At 66.2% G+C, this 19,904-nt stretch carries 18 protein-coding genes; 8 read left to right on the top strand and 10 right to left on the bottom strand.

The window, feature by feature from the left end; genetic code table 11:
- The 3 genes from Q8814_RS16395 to Q8814_RS16385 form a co-directional block, all read right to left on the bottom strand.
- On the bottom strand, positions 1-825 hold an 825-nt coding region (locus Q8814_RS16395; RefSeq protein WP_330153074.1), incomplete at its 3' end, for an alpha/beta fold hydrolase.
- A 184-nt stretch (positions 826-1,009) separates the two neighbouring features.
- Positions 1,010-3,037, bottom strand: coding sequence for a CocE/NonD family hydrolase (locus Q8814_RS16390; RefSeq protein ID WP_330153073.1), 2,028 nt, complete (start codon positions 3,035-3,037; stop codon positions 1,010-1,012).
- The gene (locus Q8814_RS16385) at positions 3,034-4,248 is read right to left on the bottom strand and encodes an ATP-grasp domain-containing protein (protein WP_330153072.1); all 1,215 of its coding nucleotides are present in this window, start codon (positions 4,246-4,248) and stop codon (positions 3,034-3,036) included. The genes Q8814_RS16390 and Q8814_RS16385 overlap by 4 nt, the downstream gene beginning before the upstream one ends.
- A gap of 228 nt (positions 4,249-4,476) precedes the next feature.
- Here Q8814_RS16385 and Q8814_RS16380 point away from each other — a divergent pair, with 228 nt between their 5' ends.
- Together Q8814_RS16380 and Q8814_RS16375 are read left to right on the top strand one after the other, a co-directional pair.
- Positions 4,477-4,914, top strand: coding sequence for a carboxymuconolactone decarboxylase family protein (locus Q8814_RS16380; protein WP_330153071.1), 438 nt, complete (start codon positions 4,477-4,479; stop codon positions 4,912-4,914).
- Positions 4,915-5,126: 212 nt separating this feature from the next.
- Complete coding sequence (locus Q8814_RS16375; protein ID WP_330153070.1) at positions 5,127-6,653, top strand: acyl--CoA ligase family protein; 1,527 nt, start codon at positions 5,127-5,129, stop codon at positions 6,651-6,653.
- 70 nt (positions 6,654-6,723) lie between these two features.
- On the opposite strand, the gene Q8814_RS16370 is transcribed toward Q8814_RS16375, so the two are convergent.
- From Q8814_RS16370 to Q8814_RS16355, 4 genes are all read right to left on the bottom strand, one after another.
- Positions 6,724-7,836 carry an NDMA-dependent alcohol dehydrogenase gene (locus tag Q8814_RS16370; RefSeq protein ID WP_330153069.1) on the bottom strand — a complete coding sequence of 371 codons (1,113 nt, stop codon included), beginning with the start codon at positions 7,834-7,836 and terminating at the stop codon, positions 6,724-6,726.
- A 242-nt stretch (positions 7,837-8,078) separates the two neighbouring features.
- Positions 8,079-9,410 carry an MFS transporter gene (locus tag Q8814_RS16365; RefSeq protein ID WP_330153068.1) on the bottom strand — a complete coding sequence of 444 codons (1,332 nt, stop codon included), beginning with the start codon at positions 9,408-9,410 and terminating at the stop codon, positions 8,079-8,081.
- A gap of 76 nt (positions 9,411-9,486) precedes the next feature.
- Positions 9,487-9,960: a VOC family protein gene (locus Q8814_RS16360; protein ID WP_330153067.1), complete on the bottom strand. Its 474-nt coding sequence runs from the start codon at positions 9,958-9,960 to the stop codon at positions 9,487-9,489.
- Positions 9,961-10,047: 87 nt separating this feature from the next.
- Positions 10,048-10,659 (bottom strand): TetR family transcriptional regulator, encoded by a 612-nt coding sequence (locus Q8814_RS16355; protein ID WP_330153066.1) that lies wholly within the window; start codon positions 10,657-10,659, stop codon positions 10,048-10,050.
- A gap of 138 nt (positions 10,660-10,797) precedes the next feature.
- Between Q8814_RS16355 and Q8814_RS16350 the strand changes: the two genes are divergently transcribed.
- The 3 genes from Q8814_RS16350 to Q8814_RS16340 are packed head-to-tail and all read left to right on the top strand — an operon-like array spanning position 10,798 to position 13,225.
- On the top strand, positions 10,798-11,040 hold the full coding sequence (locus tag Q8814_RS16350) for a ferredoxin (protein ID WP_330153065.1): 243 nt from the start codon (positions 10,798-10,800) through the stop codon (positions 11,038-11,040).
- Between the two features lie 4 nt (positions 11,041-11,044).
- A complete protein-coding gene (locus Q8814_RS16345; RefSeq protein WP_330153064.1) occupies positions 11,045-12,325 on the top strand; it encodes a cytochrome P450 in 1,281 nt (426 codons plus the stop codon).
- Positions 12,326-12,385: 60 nt separating this feature from the next.
- Positions 12,386-13,225 carry a mycofactocin-coupled SDR family oxidoreductase gene (locus Q8814_RS16340; RefSeq protein ID WP_330153063.1) on the top strand — a complete coding sequence of 280 codons (840 nt, stop codon included), beginning with the start codon at positions 12,386-12,388 and terminating at the stop codon, positions 13,223-13,225.
- Between the two features lie 87 nt (positions 13,226-13,312).
- Here the strand turns inward: Q8814_RS16340 and Q8814_RS16335 are convergent, their stop codons facing one another.
- Together Q8814_RS16335 and Q8814_RS16330 are read right to left on the bottom strand one after the other, a co-directional pair.
- Positions 13,313-13,942 carry an antibiotic biosynthesis monooxygenase gene (locus tag Q8814_RS16335; protein ID WP_330153062.1) on the bottom strand — a complete coding sequence of 210 codons (630 nt, stop codon included), beginning with the start codon at positions 13,940-13,942 and terminating at the stop codon, positions 13,313-13,315.
- A gap of 136 nt (positions 13,943-14,078) precedes the next feature.
- Complete coding sequence (locus Q8814_RS16330) at positions 14,079-14,594, bottom strand: putative immunity protein (RefSeq protein ID WP_330153061.1); 516 nt, start codon at positions 14,592-14,594, stop codon at positions 14,079-14,081.
- A gap of 53 nt (positions 14,595-14,647) precedes the next feature.
- Between Q8814_RS16330 and Q8814_RS16325 the strand changes: the two genes are divergently transcribed.
- The 3 genes from Q8814_RS16325 (at position 14,648) to Q8814_RS16315 (ending at position 18,722) form a co-directional block, all read left to right on the top strand.
- Positions 14,648-16,714, top strand: coding sequence for an ATP-binding protein (locus Q8814_RS16325; RefSeq protein ID WP_330153060.1), 2,067 nt, complete (start codon positions 14,648-14,650; stop codon positions 16,712-16,714).
- A 75-nt stretch (positions 16,715-16,789) separates the two neighbouring features.
- The gene (locus Q8814_RS16320; protein WP_330153059.1) at positions 16,790-18,163 is read left to right on the top strand and encodes an FAD-dependent oxidoreductase; all 1,374 of its coding nucleotides are present in this window, start codon (positions 16,790-16,792) and stop codon (positions 18,161-18,163) included.
- Positions 18,164-18,212: 49 nt separating this feature from the next.
- Positions 18,213-18,722 (top strand): phosphatase domain-containing protein, encoded by a 510-nt coding sequence (locus Q8814_RS16315; RefSeq protein ID WP_330153058.1) that lies wholly within the window; start codon positions 18,213-18,215, stop codon positions 18,720-18,722.
- A gap of 195 nt (positions 18,723-18,917) precedes the next feature.
- Here the strand turns inward: Q8814_RS16315 and Q8814_RS16310 are convergent.
- Positions 18,918-19,904: FGGY-family carbohydrate kinase (locus tag Q8814_RS16310; protein ID WP_330153057.1), on the bottom strand; the 987-nt coding region annotated here is incomplete at its 5' end.

Here is a 19,904-nt window from a genome sequence, read left to right as displayed (position 1 = left end):
GTGCACGGTTGCGTCGGGGATCTTCAGTGCTGTCTTGATGGCGACCGAGGCGGGGGTGACTGCGTCGTCGGCCATGATGTGAATCAGGGCCGGACACCGGATCGCCGCAGCGGTGCGGCCGGGAGAGTAGAAGGCGATACGTAGCAGGATGCGAGCGGCGACGGTTTCGGGATAGTCGCCGTCGTTCAGACCGGATGCAGCGAGCAGTCGGTTGCGCCCATCCATGGCGTCGGGGGATGTCATGACCGCCAGGTCTCCTGGCCGGCCTACGGAGTCGATGTAGCGAGGTGATCGCTTCAGCAGTGCTCGCGCCTGATCGGCAATGGCAGATGGTATGAGGCGCACTGCGTTCCGAAGACCGGTTGCTCGGACGGCAGCGACCCCGTCCACGTGTGGGACCTGAGCGATGACCGCGGCGAAGTTCTCGCCCGTTCCTGCCAGGGTGAGCACGTGACCGCCTGCGAACGATGTGCCCCACCCGACGATGCGGCGGGAGTCGATACCGTCGAGAGATCGGGCGTAGGCCACGGCGTTGCGCCAGTCCTGGTGCTGCTTCGTGATGTCGAGGAGTTGGCGTGGCTCGCCTTCGCTTTCGCCGAAGTGCCGGTAGTCGAAGACCAGGACCGTGTAGCCGGCTCGGGCGAACTCGTCGGCATACGCGTAGAGGCAGAACGCGCGGGGCGTGCCGAATCCGTGGGCCATGACCACTGCCGGTGTGTCGGCTGTGGCGGCAGCCGGGCGGAATACCGCTACCGCGCAACGGAGACCCTGCGAGTCGAACCATTCGTCGCTGCGTGAGTACTGGACATCTTCACTGGTGGTCACGTTGTCGTCTCTCGTGTCGGAGGGGCACACCATGATGCCCGCAATCTGCGCGACGGTCGAGGTATTTCGACATAGTTCCTCGACGCGAGTCTCGACGTCTCGGAACGGTCATTGAAAAGCGAGGTGGCCTTACCGATTTCCTTTGTGAACGGCGGCACCGGCCGATCGTGGTGGCGCGGCTGGTTCAGACGAGAAAGCGGGGCACCAGGCGATCCCAGCTGTGGGTCGCGATGCACCGGTCGCTCTCGTACGCGCGGAGTTCGGCGCGGATCCGAAAGTGCGCCGCCGTGGACGTCAAGACGGTATGGGTCGTCGTCGACGCTTTCCAGTCCCCCCGTTCGAACGCGACCATCCACTCCGTTTCACCTCGAACCGAATCGAAGTCGTCACCGACCCAGCTGTACTTCTCGACGGCGCGGCGCGCGACCTCGAGCCCACTGTCGTCGAAACGGACCACTCCCAGGTCTTTGACTACCTCGAGGGCACTGGCATAGCGGATCAGATCCCGGGAGACGATCCATCGTTCTTCACCGACGGTCAGCGAAGTGACCGAGATCGGTTCGGCTCCCTCGGGATCACCGAACGGCCGCAGCGAAGTTTCATCGGGCTCGTCGACCGGTCGCACCGGCAGCACGAGCCTGCTCCAACCGGTGTACACCGACAACCGCACCGGGCCGGGCGGCGGCCACACCAACGGCCAGTAGGACGTCGAAAGGGCAACTCTGAGGCGGTGTCTCGGCGGCAGAGCCTGAGCCATCGCGTTGAGTTGAACACTCACCCTGTAGTGCTCTCCGGGAACCAGCGGTACCGGGGAATGATGCCCGTCCCGGTGCGTCAGGTTCAGCAGTCCATAACTGATGCGGGTCGCCCTCCCGTCCGGTGCGACGTCCGAGAGTCGCACCGCGATCATCGCGACCGGCTCGTTCGCGGAAATTTCGAGTTCGACGACCGGGGATCCGAGGATCTCGCACCGTTCGGTGAACTCGTCGGAATCGAACACGAGCGAACCGCCGTCCTCCTCGCGCTGATCGTAGGGCAGATCCGGCGGCGCGTTGTACGAGCACCACTTGCCGGCGAACTGCCCGACCGACAGCGGGGACTCGACGGCCAGTTCCTCGGACCGCACCTGCTCTTCTTCTCCCGCAATGCGATTGCGTTCGAGGAGCCGGTCGCTGCACCGGATGCGCGGGGAGGGCCAGCACGGTTCGCCGACCCACCGCCCGGGCCGCTCGGCGTATGCGGTGAACGGTGGCACCGTCTCCTGCATCCAGATCCGCAGCATCGGGCCGTCCATCACGTCATTGGGAACGTCCTTGAGCCAGTGATCCCACCAGCGCACCAGTTCCTGCAGAAACCCGATGGCCGGTCCCGGCTCCCCCAGGTGCGGGTACTTGTGTGACCACGGACCGATCAGACCCTTGCGCGGCACGTCGAGGTGGGCGAGCAGCCGGAACACGGAGTTGGTGTAGCCGTCGGCCCATCCGCTGACCGCGAGTACCGGGCAGGTCACCGCGGCGAAGTCTTCACAGATCGAACCGTGCTTCCAGAAGTCGTCGCGGCACTGGTGATGCAGCCAGTCCTCGAGCCACAGTCCGCTGCCGGCCAGGCGCTCGTGCCACATCTCGCGCCAGCGGTCCCCCACCGCGACCGGGTCCGGTGGGCACGAGTTGTAGGCGAACATCGTCGACGCCCAGGACAGGTTGTCCGACAGCAGGCAGCCTCCCATGTAGTGGACATCGTCGGCGTAGCGGTCATCGGTGGAACTCGCGGTCACGATGGCATCGAGACCCGGGGGTCGGCGGGCCGCGACCTGCAAGGCATTGAAACCACCCCAGGAGATCCCCATCATCCCGCATCGGCCCGTGCACCACGGCTGCTCCGCCAGCCAGGCCAGCACATCCTCGGCGTCGGCGAGTTCCTCCTCCAGATACTCGCCGGTGAGAACGCCCTCGGAGTCGCCGCTTCCCCGCAGGTCCACGCGCACACCGGCGTACCCGTGTCCGGCCAGGTAGGGGTGGTGAATCGAGTCGCGCCGCGCGGTCAGGTCCCGCTGCCGGTAGGGAATCATCTCCACGATCGCGGGGACCGGCTCGGAGTCGGCGCGCTCGGGACGCCATATCCGCGCGGCGAGCTGCACACCGTCGCGCATCGGGATCCAGACGCCCTGCTCCTCACGCACGGGGTACGGCAGCTCCGTGACGGCGCGGATCATGGGATCGCCTCTATCTCGAACGGTAACGCTGCCTCGACCTGTTCGAACTTGACGGTCAGCTCCGCTTCGTCGGCTGCCCCGATGTAGACGCGGGCCAGTTCGTAGCTGTAACTGTCCTGTCCCCGGAGTCCCGAGAGCCGGTCCCCCGCACGCACGACGACGTCGACCGAGACACCGGGTACGGTCTCTTCGACCGCGTCGATCTCCTTCCGGCCGGGAATACGCCGGACAACTCCGTCGGAGAAGCTGCGGACGAAACATTTTCCCGCCACCGCGTAAGGCCCCGCTCCGCTCGGGAACTGCGGATCGGTGTCGAGTGCCAGCCGCAGCGCCACTTGATGATTGGCGACGCCGTCGACGTCCTCGAAGAGGGTCGCGTGCGATTGGGAGTGGCGTGGATTGATCTCGAGCAACACGATGGCGTCCGTGGCGGAATCCCAGAAATACTCGATGTTGAAAGTCATTCGTTCGAGTCCGATCGCCTCGACGACGAGTCTCGTGATGCCGGCCAACCGTGAGCACACAGAATCGGGCAGCGAGGAAGGGTACTGGTAGCGGCGAAAACTCGAACAGTGTTCGTAGCGCAGCGAATCCACCACACCGTAGACGACGATCTCTCCCCTGTACCGGTAGCCCTCCACCGTCACCTGGTGTCCGGTGGCCGCTTCCTCGGCAAGGCAGAGCCTCCCACCGACGCCCGCGATGTGCGGCGGAAGGTCGATCCGCGCGAGGAAAGCATCGAACGGTTCTGCTACCCAGTCGATTCCAGCGCGAATTTTCACCAGCGCCGAACGGAACTCATCACGGTCCGAGACCTGAAAGGCCAGTAACGAGGAGAAGGACTTGACCGGTTTGACCCACATCGGAAAACGCAGCCCGCTGGGCGGTTCACTGTCGTGGAACGGATCGACGAGCCCGAAGTGCGGATACTCGTCGATCACCGTCTGCTGGATGGTCCGGCTCCAGTACTTGTGTTCACAGATCGCCACGTCGTTCACCGAGGCGGGCGACAGACCGTACTGCGCGCGCAGCAGGGGGAGCATCGCGCTGACCGGAAAGTCCCAGAATCCGATGATCGCGTCGATCGGACCGGTGAACGCAGCGAGGCGGTCTTGCGCCGATGACACAAGAGCATCGAAGGCGATCCGCTCGCCGAAAAGCTCCTCGATCGAAAGCAGCGGATGGAAACAGCACGACCTGGCATCAGGCATCCTGTCCAGGATCCGCTGGTTGTGCTGATCCGGACCCAGGACAAACACGTTGTAGGGCATCGGTCACCCTCTTCTGGCTCTCTCAGAACGATACGCACCCCACCCGAGCAAGGAAAGCGAATCCCACGCCTCTCCCGCTCGCCTGTGCGATCAGTGCCCGCAGCACCTGCGTCGTTGACAGACTTTGTCCTGGTCGCATTCTCAGCACGCCACCGAAGGGGAAGAGACATGAGCACTGTGAACCTCAGCAAGGAGCACCCGGCCGCTTACAAGGAGCTGACGGCCCTGAACGCGCAGGCCGAAGCTGCTGTGCAGGAAGCGGGATTGCACCCCCTACTCGTCGAATTGGTCAAGATTCGAATCTCGCAGATCAACGGCTGCGCCTTCTGCCTGCGCATGCACACCCGTGACGCCGTCGCCAAGGGTGAGACCACCGATCGGCTGGCGGTGGTGGCGGCCTGGTGGGAGTCGCAGTACTTCACCGCGCAGGAGCGGGCGGCGCTGGCACTGGCCGAGCAGGTCACTCGATTGTCGGTGCCCGCATCGCTCACATGGGACGACGGATCCCTGACCGCGAAGCAGACCTCGGCGGTCGGGTGGCTCACGATCGTGATGAACGCGTGGAACCGGGTCGCGATCACCAGTCACTATCCCGTCGCTCCCTGAGCGGAGCGATCCGGTGCGCCGCCGAGCCGACGCACGCCCTCGCGCGACCGGTATCGGCGCGCCACGATCCCCTGAGCGAGCGCCGGACGGGGCTCCTTGGGAGAATGGCTGTTGCACTCGCAGCACAGGGGGGATGTACCGAACACCGTTCGCGATGTGGAGCGCACTCCACGCGGAGTGCACTCGACGCAGATTCGAAGGAGACCGATCAGGTGACCGCGCAATTCAGCTACGAAACACTCACCCCTACCGCGTTTCTCGACCGGTCCGCGCGGGTCTTCCGCGACGACACGGCGGTAATCGACGGCGAGATCCGCCGCACCTACGCCGAATTGCGCGACCGGTGCCTGCGCCAGTCCGGCATGCTGCACGATCTCGGCGTCGAGCCCGGCGACCGCGTGGCAGTACTCTCGCCGAACACCTCCCTCATGCTCGAAGCGCACCACGGTGTGCTCTACGCGGGTGCTGTTCTGGTCTCGCTCAACACCCGCCTGACCGCGCCCGAACTCCGGTTCATCCTCGAGCACTCGGGCAGCCGGATCCTCCTCGTCGACGAATCCCTGACCGAAATCGCCCGGGAGGCCGCAGCCGATCTGCCGTCGGTCACGGTGGTCGCCGAGGACTACGAGGAACGCCTCGCCGCAGCGCGACACCGCTACGTGCCGCTCACCGACGAGCGCGCCATGATCACCCTGAACTACACCTCCGGCACGACCGGTGACCCCAAGGGGGTGATGTACCACGCGCGGGGTGCCTACCTGCAGGCGTTGGCGATGGTGGCGCATTTCGGCCTGACCAGCGAGTCCACGTACCTGTGGACGCTGCCGATGTTCCACTGCAACGGCTGGACGTTCACGTGGGCCGTCACCGCCGCCGGCGGCACCCACCTGTGCCTGCCCAAGGTCGATCCCGAGCGCATCTGGGACCTGGTGCGCACCGAGAACGTCACGCACCTGTGCGGGGCGCCGACCGTGCTCGCCTCCCTCGTCGATGCACCGAACGCGGGCGGCATCGACCATCGTGTCGTCGCTGCGATCGGTGGCGCGCCCCCGGCCCCGGCTCTGATCGAGCGCTGCACCGCGCTCGGATTCGACATCACGCACCTGTACGGACTCACCGAAACGTACGGGCCGGCCGCGATCTGCGAATGGCGGTCCGAATGGGACGCGCTGTCCGCGGAGGAGCAGGCGCAGCTCCGTTCGCGTCAGGGCGTCGGCAACATCGTCGCCGGTGAGCTACGCATCGTCGATGCCATGGGATCCGATGTTCCGGCCGACGGTGAGACGAACGGCGAGATCGCGCTTCGCGGAAACAACGTGATGCTCGGCTACTACAAGAACCCGGACGCGACCGCCCGGGCGGTGCCGGACGGCTGGTTCCGTACCGGCGACATCGGCGTGATGCATCCGGACGGCTACATCGAGATCCGGGACCGCGCCAAGGACGTGATCATCTCCGGTGGCGAGAACATCTCGTCCGTCGAGGTCGAGGCCACGTTGATCAGTCATCCCGCCGTCCTCGAGGCCGCCGTCGTCGCCGCACCGAGTGAGAAGTGGGGCGAGCGCCCCGTCGCGTACGTCACGCTGCGCACCGGAGCGACCGCCACCGAGGCGGAGCTGCGGGCGCACGTGCGCTCCCAGCTCGCCGGATTCAAGGTTCCCGACAGCATCGTGTTCGGTGAGCTGCCGAAGACGGCCTCGGGCAAGATCCGGAAGGTCGATCTCCGCGGCCGTCGCTGACGGCGGGCGGGGCGGTTCCGACATCACTGCTTGTCGAGAACCGCCCCGCCCCACCTGATCGGTCGCTGCGTCAGGAGCCGTGGATGATGACGCCTCGGATATTGGTGCCGTTGCGCAGATCCTGGTAACCGGTGTTGACGTCTTCGAGCCGGTACGTGTTGGTGATCAGCTCGTCGAGCTTCAGCTTCCCGGCGTCGTACAGACGCAGGAGCCGGACGATGTCGTACTGCGGGTTCATCGAACCGAACAGTGTGCCCTTGATCGTCTTCTGGTTGAGAGTCAGATCGGTTCCCGACACGTGGACCGTCAGCTTGGCGGGATCGGCCAGGCCCGTGATGACCACCGTTCCGCCCTTGCCGATCGCCGCGGTGGCAGCGCTCACGACATCCTCGTCGACGGTGCCCACCAGAATCAGGGCGGCGTCCGCGCCCTGTCCCCACGTCAGCTCGTTGAGCTTGACCGCTGCGCTCTCGGCGTCCGCGAAAGCGTGGGTGGCGCCGAACTTCAATGCGGTCTCCCGCTTCAGTTCGACGGGGTCGACGACGACTACATATTTGCAGCCCGCCGCGACGGCGCCCTGTACTGCGTTGATGCCCAGGCCGCCGATACCGTAGATGATCGCCGTGTCGCCGGCACGCAGATTTCCCGCGTTCACGGCCGTTCCCCAGCCCGAAGGTACGCCGCATCCCACCAGGACCGCGGTCTCGAGCGGCAACCAGTCGTCGACCTTGACCACCGAGTGCTGTGAGATGGTCGCGCGCTCGGAGAACGTGCCCAGCATGCACATGGCGCCGAAGTCCGAGCCGTTGCCGTGGAACCGGAAGGACCCGTCGTGCATCGAGCCTTCCAGGATCGTTGCTCCCATGTCGCACAGATTCTGGCGGCCGGACGAACAGTAGCGGCACGTTCCACAGTTGGGAATGAAGCTACAGACGACGTGGTCGCCGGGCTTGACCTTCGTGACGCCGGGCCCGACTTCCTCGATGATTCCGGATCCTTCGTGCCCGCCGACGATGGGATAGCGCGGTGGCAGATCGCCGTCGGTGAGGTGGAGATCGGAGTGGCACAGCCCGGCCGCGGTGTATTTGATCAGAACTTCCCCGGGCCCGGGTCCGTCGAGTTCGAGTTCCATGATCTCGAACGGTTTGCCTGCTTCGAGAAGCACTGCTGCTTTGGTTTTCATTACAGAACTCCTATCGGTCGGTCGCTGAAGGGATTCGCGAAATCTGACCGAGAACGGGAGCCGCGGCCCTGAGAGTCCTATCGACGGTGCGCGTATCCCGGTCCCACGAACCTTCCCTCCAGAATCGCACCGTTCCCCACCGTTGCGGAGGGGAACGGCGCGGCCGGCCGAGGTGTGCCCGGGCCAGCGTCGTCATCGAGTGTCGTTCTCCCGCATGGGTGACGAACAGTCCCGCGGCGGCGCTATTCGAGGACGGTTCCGGCTCTTTCGGGGAGGGTGAACGCCGCGACGGCTGCGACGACGAACGCCGCCGCGAACACGCCGAAGACGAGTCCGCTGCCTCCGGAGTCGAGAAGCAGCGGCACGAGCAGCGGCGCGAGAATCGACGCGAGTCGCCCGAAGGCCGCAGCCGCTCCGGTTCCGGACCCGCGTACCGCGGTCGGATACAGCTCGGGGCCGATCGCATAGAGCGCGCCCCACGCTCCGAGATTGAAGAAGGACAGGGCCATGCCCGCGGCGATGATCGTCGCGGGGGTCTCGGCCAGGCCGAACAGCGCGGCCGCGATTGCGGAGCCGGTCAGGAACGCCGCAAGGGTCACACGGCGGCCCCACACCTCGATCAGCCAGGCCGCGGCGCCGTATCCGGGTAGCTGTGCGAGCGTGATGATCAGGGTGTAACCGAACGAGGTGACGAGATCGAAGCCCTGTGCCACGAGCAGGCTCGGCAACCAGATGAAAGCTCCGTAGTAGGACAGATTGATGCCGAACCATACGATCCACAGGGCTGCGGTACGGGCGCGCAGGTGCGGCGCCCAGATCGAGACCCGCTGCGCGGGTTCCGCCGGTGCGACCGGCTCGACCGATCCCGGCGATTCGACCGCCTGCGACTCGTTCGCAGGGGCCGTACCGGCCGAGCGTTCGTAGTCGCGCACGATCGCCTCGGCCTCGGCGTGGCGACCCTTGCTTTCGAGGAACCGCACCGACTCGGGTAGCCCGAAGCGCACCACGAGCGCGTATGCGGCGGGGACGATGCCGACGGCGAGTGCCCACCGCCAGCCGTCGTCGTTCAAGGGCACGACGAAATAGCCGATCAGCGCCGCGAGCAGCCAGCCGACGGCCCAGAACGCCTCCAGCGCGACCACGACGCGGCCGCGGATCTTGCGAGGCGCGAATTCACTGACGAGTGTCGAGGCCACGGGGAGTTCGGCGCCGAGCCCGAGACCCACCACGAATCGCAGCGCGATCAGCATCGCGACCGAGACCGACAGCGCAGCCGCACCGGTGGCGAGTCCGTACACGAGCAGCGTTATCGCGAAGACCTGACGGCGACCGATACGGTCGGCGAGCAACCCTCCCACCGACGCCCCGATGGCCATGCCGACGAACCCGATCGATCCGATCCACGACAGCTGGGTCGGGGACAGCTCCCATTGCACTGCGAGCGCGGCCATCACGAAGGAGATCAGCCCGACGTCCATCGCGTCGAGCGCCCAGCCCACGCCGGAGCCCGCCAGAAGCCGGCGATGCTTGCCCGTGAACGGCAGTTCGTCGAGCCGCTGGGTGCGAGTGGTCATAATCGCGGAACGTACCACCGACTTCCCTGCGGTGACGGCCGTGCCGGCTCACGTCGTTCCGGGTGGCCGGAGCACCTCATCCCCGGGCGGCGGCCTCGAGCTCCGGCACCTCGATCTTCCGCATCTTCATCATCGCTGCGGTGACTCTCTCCACCACCGCCGGATCCGGCGAGTCGAGCAGTTCGTCCAGTTGCCTGGGCACCACCTGCCACGACAGGCCGAACTTGTCCTTGCACCAGCCGCACTGCGATTCCTCACCGCCGCCTTCGGTGAGCGTCTTCCAGTAGTAGTCGACCTCGTCCTGCGAGTCGCAGTCGATCTGGAACGACACCGCTTCGGTGAACGGAAATTGCGGACCGCCGTTGAGTCCGTAGAACGTCTGCCCGTCCAGGATCATTTCGACGGTCATGACCGTGCCGGCAGGTACCGGCGCTCCCTCGATGTATCGGGTGATCTTGCCGATTCGCGAGTTCGGGAACACGGACGTATAGAACTCGGCTGCGTCTTCGGCGTTCATGTCGAACCACAGCCAGGGAGTGAGTTTTGGCATCTGACCTCTCCTTTGCTCTTGTTCTCCGGTGCGCCTGTAGGGCGCGTCACCGAAGACAGACCGAGTCGCGGTGCCGAACTCATCGATTCAGCCCGGGGCGTTCGAGGTTCCCCCTCGGCGACCGGCCTCATATCCTGTCGTCAGCAAGAAGACGGTGCGGTCGAGAGTGGGCAGGATGTCGGCGATGGCGATGTGCCCCTCGCGGCATCGCCCCACCAGGCCGTAGACGACGCTCGAGAGGATCGCTTCCAGGTCGGCGACGAAATCGGGATCCACGTCGGACAGGACTGCCTTGCCGATGGGCACGACAGGGTCGAAGCCCCGCACGTGGAGCTTTTCGCCGCCCGGGGCACTCCGCACCCGGAAGTACGCCAGGAGCATCTCCGGGTGTTTCTCCCACGGTTCGAAGATGGCTCGGATGACCCGCATCATCGCCGGGTGCAGCGGCTCGTTCGGATCGCGCCTGTGCTTGCCGATGCCGGAATAGTTCTCCCCCATCCAGCGCTCGATCGCGGCAAGGATCAGCTCGTCCCGGGTGGCGTAGCGCTTGTAGATGGTCGACAGGGAGGTGCGGGCTCGACGTGCGACCTCCCGCAGCTGGACCGCGTCGAAACCGTCGCTTTCGAGGAGGTCGACGACGGTGTCGAGAAGTCGGTCTCGGGTGCGGTCCACCGTGTCCACCGCAGCGGTGTTCTCCATTTTGTGAATTTCCTTGCCGTGTGTGGATAACCGCGTTACCGTATCGCCAGTAACGTCGTTACTCACCGTACCTCCGGCGGCGGAATCGAGTGAGCGTCCACCCGCTGTCGGAATCCGAATTCACCTTGGGAGCGCCCGATGACGGGATCACCGAAGCGCCTACACATCGACCGCGACATGTGCGAGGCACACGCGCTGTGCGTCGAGATCGCACCCGAGATCTTCGATCTCGGCGACGACGACATCGCCGTCTGCGACGAAACACCCCCGGAAGCGTTGTGGCCCAAGGCGGAATCCGCGGTCAGCGCTTGCCCGCGCCAAGCCGTCAGCATCGTCGAGGGTTCGCCCGTCCCGTCACCTCGTTCACCGAAAGGCCAGTGACCCGATGACCGATCTCGCATCAGTCGACTACTTCTCCGACGGAGAGCTCGCACAGAACCCCTTCGAGTACTTCGACTCCCTCCGGAGCCGGAACCCGGTCTTCCGCGAACCGCACTACGGCGTGGTGGTCGTTACCGGCTACCAGGAGGTGGTCGAAGGATTCAAGAACAGCGAAGCACTCTCTGCGGTCAACGCCATCGGCGGACCGTTCCCCCCGTTGCCGTTCGTACCCGAGGGCGACGACATCACGGAGCAGATCGAAGCGCACCGCCATCTGTTTCCGATCTCCGAACACATGGTCGTGATGGACCCTCCCGACCACACTCGGGCCCGATCGCTGCTGGGCCGGCTCCTCACGCCGAAACGCCTGAAGGAGAACGAGGAGTACCTGTGGTCCCTGGCGGACGAGGTGCTCGACGAATTCATCGACAACGGCCGCTGCGAGTTTCTCAGCGAGTACGCCAAACCGTTTGCCACCCTGGCGATCACCGACCTGCTCGGCGTACCGCAAGAGGATCGCGACGAGTTTCGCTGGGCCCTCGGTGCCGCGGAGCGCTCCGGTATCCCGGTGGGGGCACTCGACCACAGGACGGTAGCAGTCAACCCGCTGGAGTATCTGGACGAGCGCTTCGGCGGCTACCTCGCCGAGCGACGACGCGAGCCCCGCGGCGACATTCTCAGCGGGTTGGCGGCGGCGACCTACCCGGACGGAACCACACCCGAACTCCTCGAGGTGGTGCGGCCGGCAACCTTCCTGTTCGCCGCCGGTCAGGAAACGGTCACGAAGCTCCTCAGCTCGGCACTACGGGTCCTCTGCGAACGTCCGGAGTACCAGAAGCTTCTGCGTGATGATCGCAGTCTCATCAAACCCTTCATGGAGGAATCGCTCCGCTTCGACAGTCCGACGAAGGTCGACTTCCGCCTCGTCCGCAAGTCCACCACGATCGGCGGCGTCGACGTCCCTGCCGGAACCGTGGTGATGCTGGCTCTCGCTGCGGCCAACCGTGACCCAGGCAAGTTCGAGAACCCGAACGAATTCCGGCTCGACCGGAGGAACGCGCACGATCACATCGCATTCGGGCGCGGCCTGCACACGTGTGCGGGTGCGCCGCTCGCCCGTATGGAAGGCCACGTGACCCTGAACCGTCTGCTCGACAGGATGAGCGATATCAGCATCAGCGAACGCGCTCACGGATCGGCGGACGACCGCCAGTACGTCTACGAGCCGACCTTCCTGCTGCGCGGCCTCGTCGAACTCCACATCGAGTTCAGCCGAACCCGATAGACGCAATTCCGTAGACACCGCATCGGGCAATCGCTCGGCGCGCGACCAGAGAGGTGATTCATGGCAGGCAGGGTAGAAGGCAAGGTCGCATTCGTCACGGGTGCCGCACGCGGTCAGGGGCGCAGCCATGCGGTCCGGCTCGCGCAGGAAGGCGCGGACATCATCGCGCTCGATATCTGCGGACCGATCAGGGAGAACGCGCTGATCGAGCCGTCGAGGCCGGAAGACATGGCCGAGACCGTCGAATTGGTCAAGGGTCTGAACCGTCGCATCGTCACGGCGCAGGCCGACGTCCGTGATTTCGACGCGGTGAAGGCCGCGGTGGACGACGGCGTCGCGCAACTCGGTCGGCTCGACATCATCGTCGCCAACGCCGGAATCGGCACCGGCGGATCGCCCCTCCACGAGATCGACGAATTCGAGTGGCAGGAAATGCAGGACATCAACCTCTCCGGCGTGTGGAAATCGGTGAAGGCCGGCGTTCCCCACATGATCGAGGCAGGTAACGGCGGATCGATCATCCTGACCAGCTCGGTGGGCGGACTCAAGGCCTATCCGAACACCGGCCCGTACATCGCTGCGAAACACGGCGTTGTCGGTCTGATGCGCTCCTTCGCCGTCGAACTGGGCGAGCACTTCATCCGGGTCAATTCCGTTCACCCCACGAACGTGAACACCCCGATGTTCATGAACGAGGGAGCGATGAAGATGTTCCGCCCCGACCTCGAAAACCCGGGGCCGGAGGATCTCAAGGCGGTAGCACAGTTCATGCACGTACTGCCGATCGGCTGGGTGGAACCCGAGGACATCAGCAACGCCGTATTGTTCCTCGCTTCCGACGAATCTCGTTACGTCACAGGACTTCCCATGACTGTCGACGCCGGCAGCACGCTCAAGTAGCAGACACACGCCGCGCTCCGAACCCTGCTCGTGTGGGTTCGGAGCACGGTGTGTCGCAGCGGGAGTCCTCCTGGTGGGGTCGGCGGTTCAGGCCATCTCGGGGACGTGCAGGTGTGCAATGGCGAGCTCGAACTCGCAAGTATCGAGCACCTCGGCGCCCGCCTCGCGCACTCCTTCGTCCCGGATGCGGTCGACTAGTTCTCGGCTGCGCTCCATCGCCTCGGCACTGTCGAACGTCAGCGACGACACCCCGCGTCCCGCGGCGGGGTCCACCATCAGGCTGGCGCTGCAGAAACCCTCGAGCTCCTCCATCTTGGGCAGTGCCGCCATCTTCCAGACGTCGACGCCGCGGTCCATGTGCGCCGGCTCGATCTTGATCCACGTGACACGGCAGCAGGCGCCGCGCTCCGAATGGTGGTCTCGATGCATGGCAGCGATCTCCCACCGCGAAACCTCGGTGGTGCCGTGGAAGATCTCGACTGCATCGTCCCGCAGCTTCCGTACCGGTCCTTCGCTGGCTCGTAAGGATTCCTCGTCCCGCCACGAACTGGTCGCAATACACCGACCCGAACCGCGATCGATCAGCAGTGACATTCCGAGACAACCTTCGATATCCGCCAGCGTGGGCATCACGACATCGCGTACGTGCTTGATCCCGGCATCGATGTACGACGGATGCGCTTGAATTGTGGTTGAGCGTGCGAACACGATCGGCACCCTTCTCTCGAGGCGGCGCCGACGCGGCGTCGCCGGTCGTCTTTCCGTATTTCACACTGCTCCTCGACTCCGCCGAATGCAACCGCCCCGGGAGCGTCACATCCATTGCCCGAGTACGCGATAATTCGATTCGCGCTCAGCGGTCGAACACCGACCAGCAGATGTCGTTCCGCAACCGCTGGTCGTCCAGTACGAGTTCACGAATCGCCTCCGGGAGCTGGGCACGCTGCCACCGGCACTCGAGTGTCCCTGCGGCTTCACCCTTGTCTTCCGGCGCGGCGGCACGTGCGGCCTTGATCGCATAGGCGGCCGCACCGAGTTCGTGCGCGGCGACATGTGCGACGACCCCGGCCTGACCGGCGGCATATGCGGCATGCCGCGCCGCCCCACGCAGATCTCTGGCCGCGCCCATGGCATGGCCGCCCGCGGTGCGCGCCTGGGTCATCGTGACCTCGCCCCGCACCCAGGCGCGGGCATGTTCGATCGCCTGACGCGGCCGCGGATCGCCGGGCCGCACCGACTCGAAGTGGTCGAGGACGTGCTCCGCACAGGATGCCGCCCACAGCGCGAGCAGGTGGTGATCCGAATCGGTGAGGGTCCCACCGCGGCGAATCGTCACGAAGCGAGGGTCCCGGATCTTCGGAAGGATCATTGTTCTGCACTCCTCCTGCTTCCAACCGGCGCATCCGCGTATGGTCCAACAGTATGGGGAGCGCGTCGCGATCCTCGCAGTCACTCGGCGACAGGCTTGCCGCCCGCTCGCGTCGTGTCTTCGTCGGCCGCGACGCAGAACTCGAACTCGTGCGCGCGGCCCTCGACAGTCACGAACCGCCCTTCGCGGTGCTGTACCTGCACGGCCCCGGCGGTATCGGCAAGACCCGACTGCTGGACGCCTTCGCCGCCGTGGCCCACGACGCCGGATGCGATGTGACAAGGATCGACGGCCGCACCACGGAGGCATCTCCCGACGCCGTACTCGAAGCCGTGGAGTCGGATACCGTCCGGCGGCAAGTGCTGCTACTGGACTCGTACGAACGGCTCCGACCGCTCGATCACTGGATCCGTACCGTCCTGCTTCCGGCTCTGCCGGCGTCCGCATTGACAGTGATTGCCGACCGTTCACCGCCGGCTGCGGATTGGCGCACCGAGCCCGGCTGGGGTGATCTCCTGCGGGTCGTCTCCCTGCGCAACCTCGATCCCGACGACAGCGCCGAATACCTGACCGAAGCGGGAGTACCGGCCGAGTTGCACAAACGAATAGTCACCGTCACGCACGGCCACCCTCTCGGGCTGTCGCTCCTCGCAGACGTGTGCGTGCGGGGAGGCGAAATCGACGTGGACCCCCTCAGCCCCGACCTCGTCGAGATCCTGTTACGGCGATTCCTCGACACCGATCCGGGGAACAGGCACCGGCGTGCGCTCGAGGTGTGTGCCCTCGCGCGGGTCACCACCGAGGCGGTGCTGCGCGACGCGCTCGAAGTCGAGGACGCCCACGCCGAGTTCGAGTGGCTGCGAAACCTGTCGTTCGTCGATTCCGGTCCGGAAGGCCTGTTCCCGCATGATCTGGCGCGGGACGTCCTCGACGCCGACCTTCGCTGGCGTGACCCCGATGTATACCGGCACACGTTCCACCGGGTCTGGAAGCGGATACACCGCAATCTCGATTCGATGACCGACCGCGAACAGCAGCGCGCGATCGTGGATCTGAAATTTGTGTTCCGGAATTTGCCGGGTGTCCTGTCCCCGGTGGACTGGGGATCCTGGGGACGCGACTATCCGGAGCGCGCCACGGGCGCCGACCACGAGTCGATCATCGAGGTCGTACGGTCCGCGGAGGGCACGGACTCCGCCGACATCGCGCGCCACTGGCTCGGCCGGCAACCCGAGGGGTTCCACGTCCTGCGCCGCCCCGACGGGACCGTCCGAGGGGTCATCGGGCTACTCGACCTCACGCAGTCGCTGCCATCCGACCTCGCCACCGATCCCGGGGCACGCGCGGCCTGGGACTACGCGCAGCGCACCGCCCGCCCGCGATCCTGCGAAACCGTGACCCTCACACGGTTCGTCGTCGACCGTGAGGTTTATCAGGATCCGTCGCCGACTCTCAACTCCGTGCCTGTGATCACCATGCAGCGGTACCTGTGCACACCCGAACTGTCGTGGGATTTTCTTGCGCTCGCAGAACCGGAGAGATGGGACTCGTATTTCGAGGTGGCGGATCTGCCACGCGCCGAGGACGCCGACTTCGTCGTCGGAGGCCGACGCTACGGGTTGTACGCGCACGATTTCCGTCGACGGCCGACGGCCGAATGGCTCACGCTGGTCACCGAGCGTGCGCTGGCCCAGGGCCACGACATGGCACGGCCTGCGCCCGCGCCGGTGCTGGTGCTGTCCGAAGCGGAGTTCGGCTCGGCCGCCCGCCGGGCGCTCCACGATCTGCATCGACCAGATCTTCTGCTGCGAAATCCACTGCTACGCACCAGGCTTCTTCACGAACGGGCGGCAGGCGGCGAACCCGGCGCCGAGGCACTCGGAACGGTTGTCCGCGCCGCCGTCGCCGCATTGGCGAACGACCCACGTGACGAAAAACTGCATCGCGCCGTGGACCGGACATATATCCAGCGGGCCGCCACCCAGGAAGCGGTCGCGGCACGGCTCGGGCTTCCGTTCAGCACCTACCGTCGGCACCTGTCGCAGGGCGTGTCCCGCGTGGTGACGTGGCTGTGGGACCGGGAAGTGTACGGCCCGGCACTCGCCGGCGGAAACGAGTAGAAGTGAGCAGTTTTCGACCTGGTAATCGAGCACCTCCCCGACGGACGATCACCACCTACACAGGAGGTGTCGACAATGAGCAAAGAACGAGCCGTCGTCCTGGGTGCAAGCATGAGTGGCCTGCTGATGGCGCGGATCCTGTCCGACGTCTTCCCGGAAGTGGTGGTGATCGACCGGGATCGGCTGTCGGGCTCACCGAACGGGTACGGATCCCGGCGTGGAGTACCGCAGGGACAGCACATCCATGTACTGATCTCCCGAGGTCAGCAGATCATCGAGGACCTCTTTCCCGGTTCGACCGCAGAACTCGTCGCCGCGGGCGTACCGACGCTCGATCATCTCGGCGACGTGCGCTGGTTTCTCAGCGGCAACCGAATCCGGCAGGCGGAAAGCGGTCTGCGAGTGCTCAGCGCGAGCCGGCCGCTGCTCGAAGACCGTATCCGCGAACGAGTAACTGCATTACCGGGCGTCACTCTTGTCGAACGGTGTGACGCCGCGGGTTTGGTTACGGACCCCGACCACCGCCGGGTGACCGGAGTCCGCATCATCCGGCACGCCGACGGCAGCGCCGAACAAGTCCTGCCGGCCGATCTCGTCGTCGATGCGACCGGCCGCGGTTCACGCACTCCCGCGTGGCTCGAAGGCCTCGGCTACCAGCGGCCCGTTTGCGAGACCGTCGAGATCGATGTCGGATACGCCACCGCAATGTTCCGGACCTCGTCCGTTTCGTTGGACGGTGACAAGGGCATCGTCATCGCGCCGACCCCCGGCCACCCGCGCGGCGGTGCGCTCCAGATTCTCGAGCGGGATCGCTGCCTGGTGACCTTGATCGGCGTCCGGGGCGATCGTCCCCCGACGGGACGGGACGAGTACCTCGACTTCGCCCGGTCCCTGCAGTTTCCCGACCTTCACGACGCGATCGCGGACGCCGAATGGCTGGGAGAGCCAGTGCCGTACCGGTTCCGGTCCGGGATGCGACACCGCTACGAGCGACTCGACCGCTTCCCCGAGGGATTCCTGGTGGTCGGTGATGCGTTCTGCAGTTTCAATCCGATCTATGCGCAGGGCATGACGGTGGCGGCGCTCGAGGCGGTCACGGTGCGGAAGCACCTGGCGAAGGGTTCCCTCCCGGGGTCCCGCGATGTCCTGCGCGCCGTTGCACGGACGGTCGATGTTCCGTGGGACATGGCCGTGGGTGGCGATCTGGCGTTCCCCGGCGTCGAGGGCAAACGCGACGCCAAGGTGCGCTTCGGCAACGTCTACATCCCGCGCGTGCATGCCGCGGCGGCTCGTGACTCCACGGTCGCGGTCGCGTTCGCCCGGGTATCCGGTCTGGTGGACCCGCCGTCCGCGCTCATGCGGCCGGGTATCGCGCTGCGGGTTCTGCGGCACAGTGCCGGTCCATCGCTGGGGAGTCCGGACCGCGTTCCGCAGGCGCAGCCGGGCTAGTACGCGAACCGTCGAAGGTGCCGTGGCGCGAATCGGGTATACGAACTCCGTGACCAAGAAGACCCGGCACCGAGACGGTCGGTCGAAACAGCGGCACCGGCCCCCGGCCCACGCACCCGCGCCGTACGTCGAGGATCCGACGCTGCCGGCGGCGTGGCTCATCGACATCGACGGCACTCTCGCGCACATGAGCGATCGCAGTCCGTATCACTGGCATCGAGTCGGAGAGGACGCGATCTCTCCCGCCGTCATGTCGGCGGTGACCGCGTTCGCCGCGTCGCCCGAGAAACCGGCGATCGTCCTGCTCTCCGGTCGCGACGGCGTGTGTCGTCCCGAAACCGAACAGTGGCTCGCCCGGCACGACGTGCCCTACGACGAGTTGTACATGCGCGAAGCCGGCGACAATCGCAAGGACTCCGTCGTCAAAGCCGAACTGTTCGACGCTCACGTCCGGCACCGTTATCGCGTCATTGCGGTCCTCGACGACCGCAATCAGGTCGTCCGCATGTGGCGGCGGATGGGGCTGGTGTGCTTTCAGGTTGCCGAGGGTGACTTCTGAAGCTGCCGCTCCGTCCAGAGGCTCGCCCCGGCGTGACCGAGCAGCAGTTTGGTGTAGTACACCGGAGCGAACCACGGCGCAGTACGAGACGGTCCGAGCGCCGCGTCCAGCGCAATCCCACCCACGGTCGATGCGGCGCCCAGCGGACGACGACGGTGGCCGAACGCCGTATTCGCGCGGTCCGGTCGACTCGGTTCACATTCGGAGAGAACCCGCGGCGCCGTCGGTGAGATCCCGCACCTCCGCGTACCGTTCCCGCACGTGCGGGGTCGGGTCGGCCTCGTAGCGGCGGGTCTCCCCTGCCTCCCAGGGTGGGGGTTCGTCACCGCCACGCAGTACCCACGCTGCCTGCCGGGCCGCGCCGCGGGCGACATATTCTCCGGGCGCGGGCACTTCGACGGGAACGCCGAACACGGCCGGAGCGAGTTCGCAGAGGGCCTGGGAGCGGGCCCCACCGCCGACGAGCAGCACGCGCCGCGCTGCTGCACCCTGCGCGGTGATGTGGTCCAGGCCTTCGGCCAGCGAGCACAGCAATCCCTCCACGGCAGCGCGGGCCAGGTGCGGTGGCGTCGAATTACCCAGGCGCAGACCGTGAATCGCGCCGGTGGCGTCGGGCCTGTTGGGGGTGCGTTCGCCTTCGAGGTACGGGATGAGCACCAGTCCGTCACTGCCGGCGGGTGCGGACAACGCAAGGCGCGACAGTTCACGGTGGTCGACGCCGAGCATTGCCGCGGTCGCGTCGAGCACCCGCGCGCCGTTGAGCGTGCACACCAGCGGCAGGTGACGACCGGTGGCGTCGGCGAATCCGGCGACGTAGCCGGCCGGATCGTGCGAGGGTGTCGGCGAGACGGCACAGACGACGCCGGAGGTACCGACGGAGACGATGACGTCACCTTCGCGGGCGTCGAGCGCGAGCGCGGCGGCAGCATTGTCGCCGGCGCCCGGTCCGAGCGCGGCGCCCGAATCGGTTTCGCCGACGCGTTCGGCAGGTCCGGCCACCCGGGGCAGCAGCGGACTCGGGCGACGCATCGCGAGTTCGAGGAGATCGGTTCGGTATTTGCCGGTCTCGGCATCGAAGTAGCCGGTGCCGCTCGCGTCGCTGCGAGCGGTGACCAGCGCACCCGGATCGGTGCTGCCGGCGAGCACCCACGTCAGCCAGTCGTGCGGCAGGCACATCGCGGC

It is taken from the genome of Rhodococcus chondri (assembly GCF_036327435.1).
In the GTDB taxonomy this organism is placed as follows: Bacteria; Actinomycetota; Actinomycetes; order Mycobacteriales; family Mycobacteriaceae; genus Rhodococcus; species Rhodococcus chondri.
The sequence above is the reverse complement of the archived record's forward strand: the minus strand, read 5'-3'. Positions and strand labels throughout refer to the sequence as shown.

Coding starts and splice junctions, on each gene's coding strand:
- Q8814_RS16390 (WP_330153073.1), bottom strand. CDS start 3,037: ATGATCCGCGCCGTCACGGAGCTGCCGTACCCCGTGCGTGAGGAGCAG.
- Q8814_RS16385 (WP_330153072.1), bottom strand. CDS start 4,248: ATGCCTGATGCCAGGTCGTGCTGTTTCCATCCGCTGCTTTCGATCGAG.
- Q8814_RS16380 (WP_330153071.1), top strand. CDS start 4,477: ATGAGCACTGTGAACCTCAGCAAGGAGCACCCGGCCGCTTACAAGGAG.
- Q8814_RS16370 (WP_330153069.1), bottom strand. CDS start 7,836: ATGAAAACCAAAGCAGCAGTGCTTCTCGAAGCAGGCAAACCGTTCGAG.
- Q8814_RS16365 (WP_330153068.1), bottom strand. CDS start 9,410: ATGACCACTCGCACCCAGCGGCTCGACGAACTGCCGTTCACGGGCAAG.
- Q8814_RS16360 (WP_330153067.1), bottom strand. CDS start 9,960: ATGCCAAAACTCACTCCCTGGCTGTGGTTCGACATGAACGCCGAAGAC.
- Q8814_RS16355 (WP_330153066.1), bottom strand. CDS start 10,659: ATGGAGAACACCGCTGCGGTGGACACGGTGGACCGCACCCGAGACCGA.
- Q8814_RS16350 (WP_330153065.1), top strand. CDS start 10,798: ATGACGGGATCACCGAAGCGCCTACACATCGACCGCGACATGTGCGAG.
- Q8814_RS16345 (WP_330153064.1), top strand. CDS start 11,045: ATGACCGATCTCGCATCAGTCGACTACTTCTCCGACGGAGAGCTCGCA.
- Q8814_RS16340 (WP_330153063.1), top strand. CDS start 12,386: ATGGCAGGCAGGGTAGAAGGCAAGGTCGCATTCGTCACGGGTGCCGCA.
- Q8814_RS16330 (WP_330153061.1), bottom strand. CDS start 14,594: ATGATCCTTCCGAAGATCCGGGACCCTCGCTTCGTGACGATTCGCCGC.
- Q8814_RS16325 (WP_330153060.1), top strand. CDS start 14,648: ATGGGGAGCGCGTCGCGATCCTCGCAGTCACTCGGCGACAGGCTTGCC.
- Q8814_RS16320 (WP_330153059.1), top strand. CDS start 16,790: ATGAGCAAAGAACGAGCCGTCGTCCTGGGTGCAAGCATGAGTGGCCTG.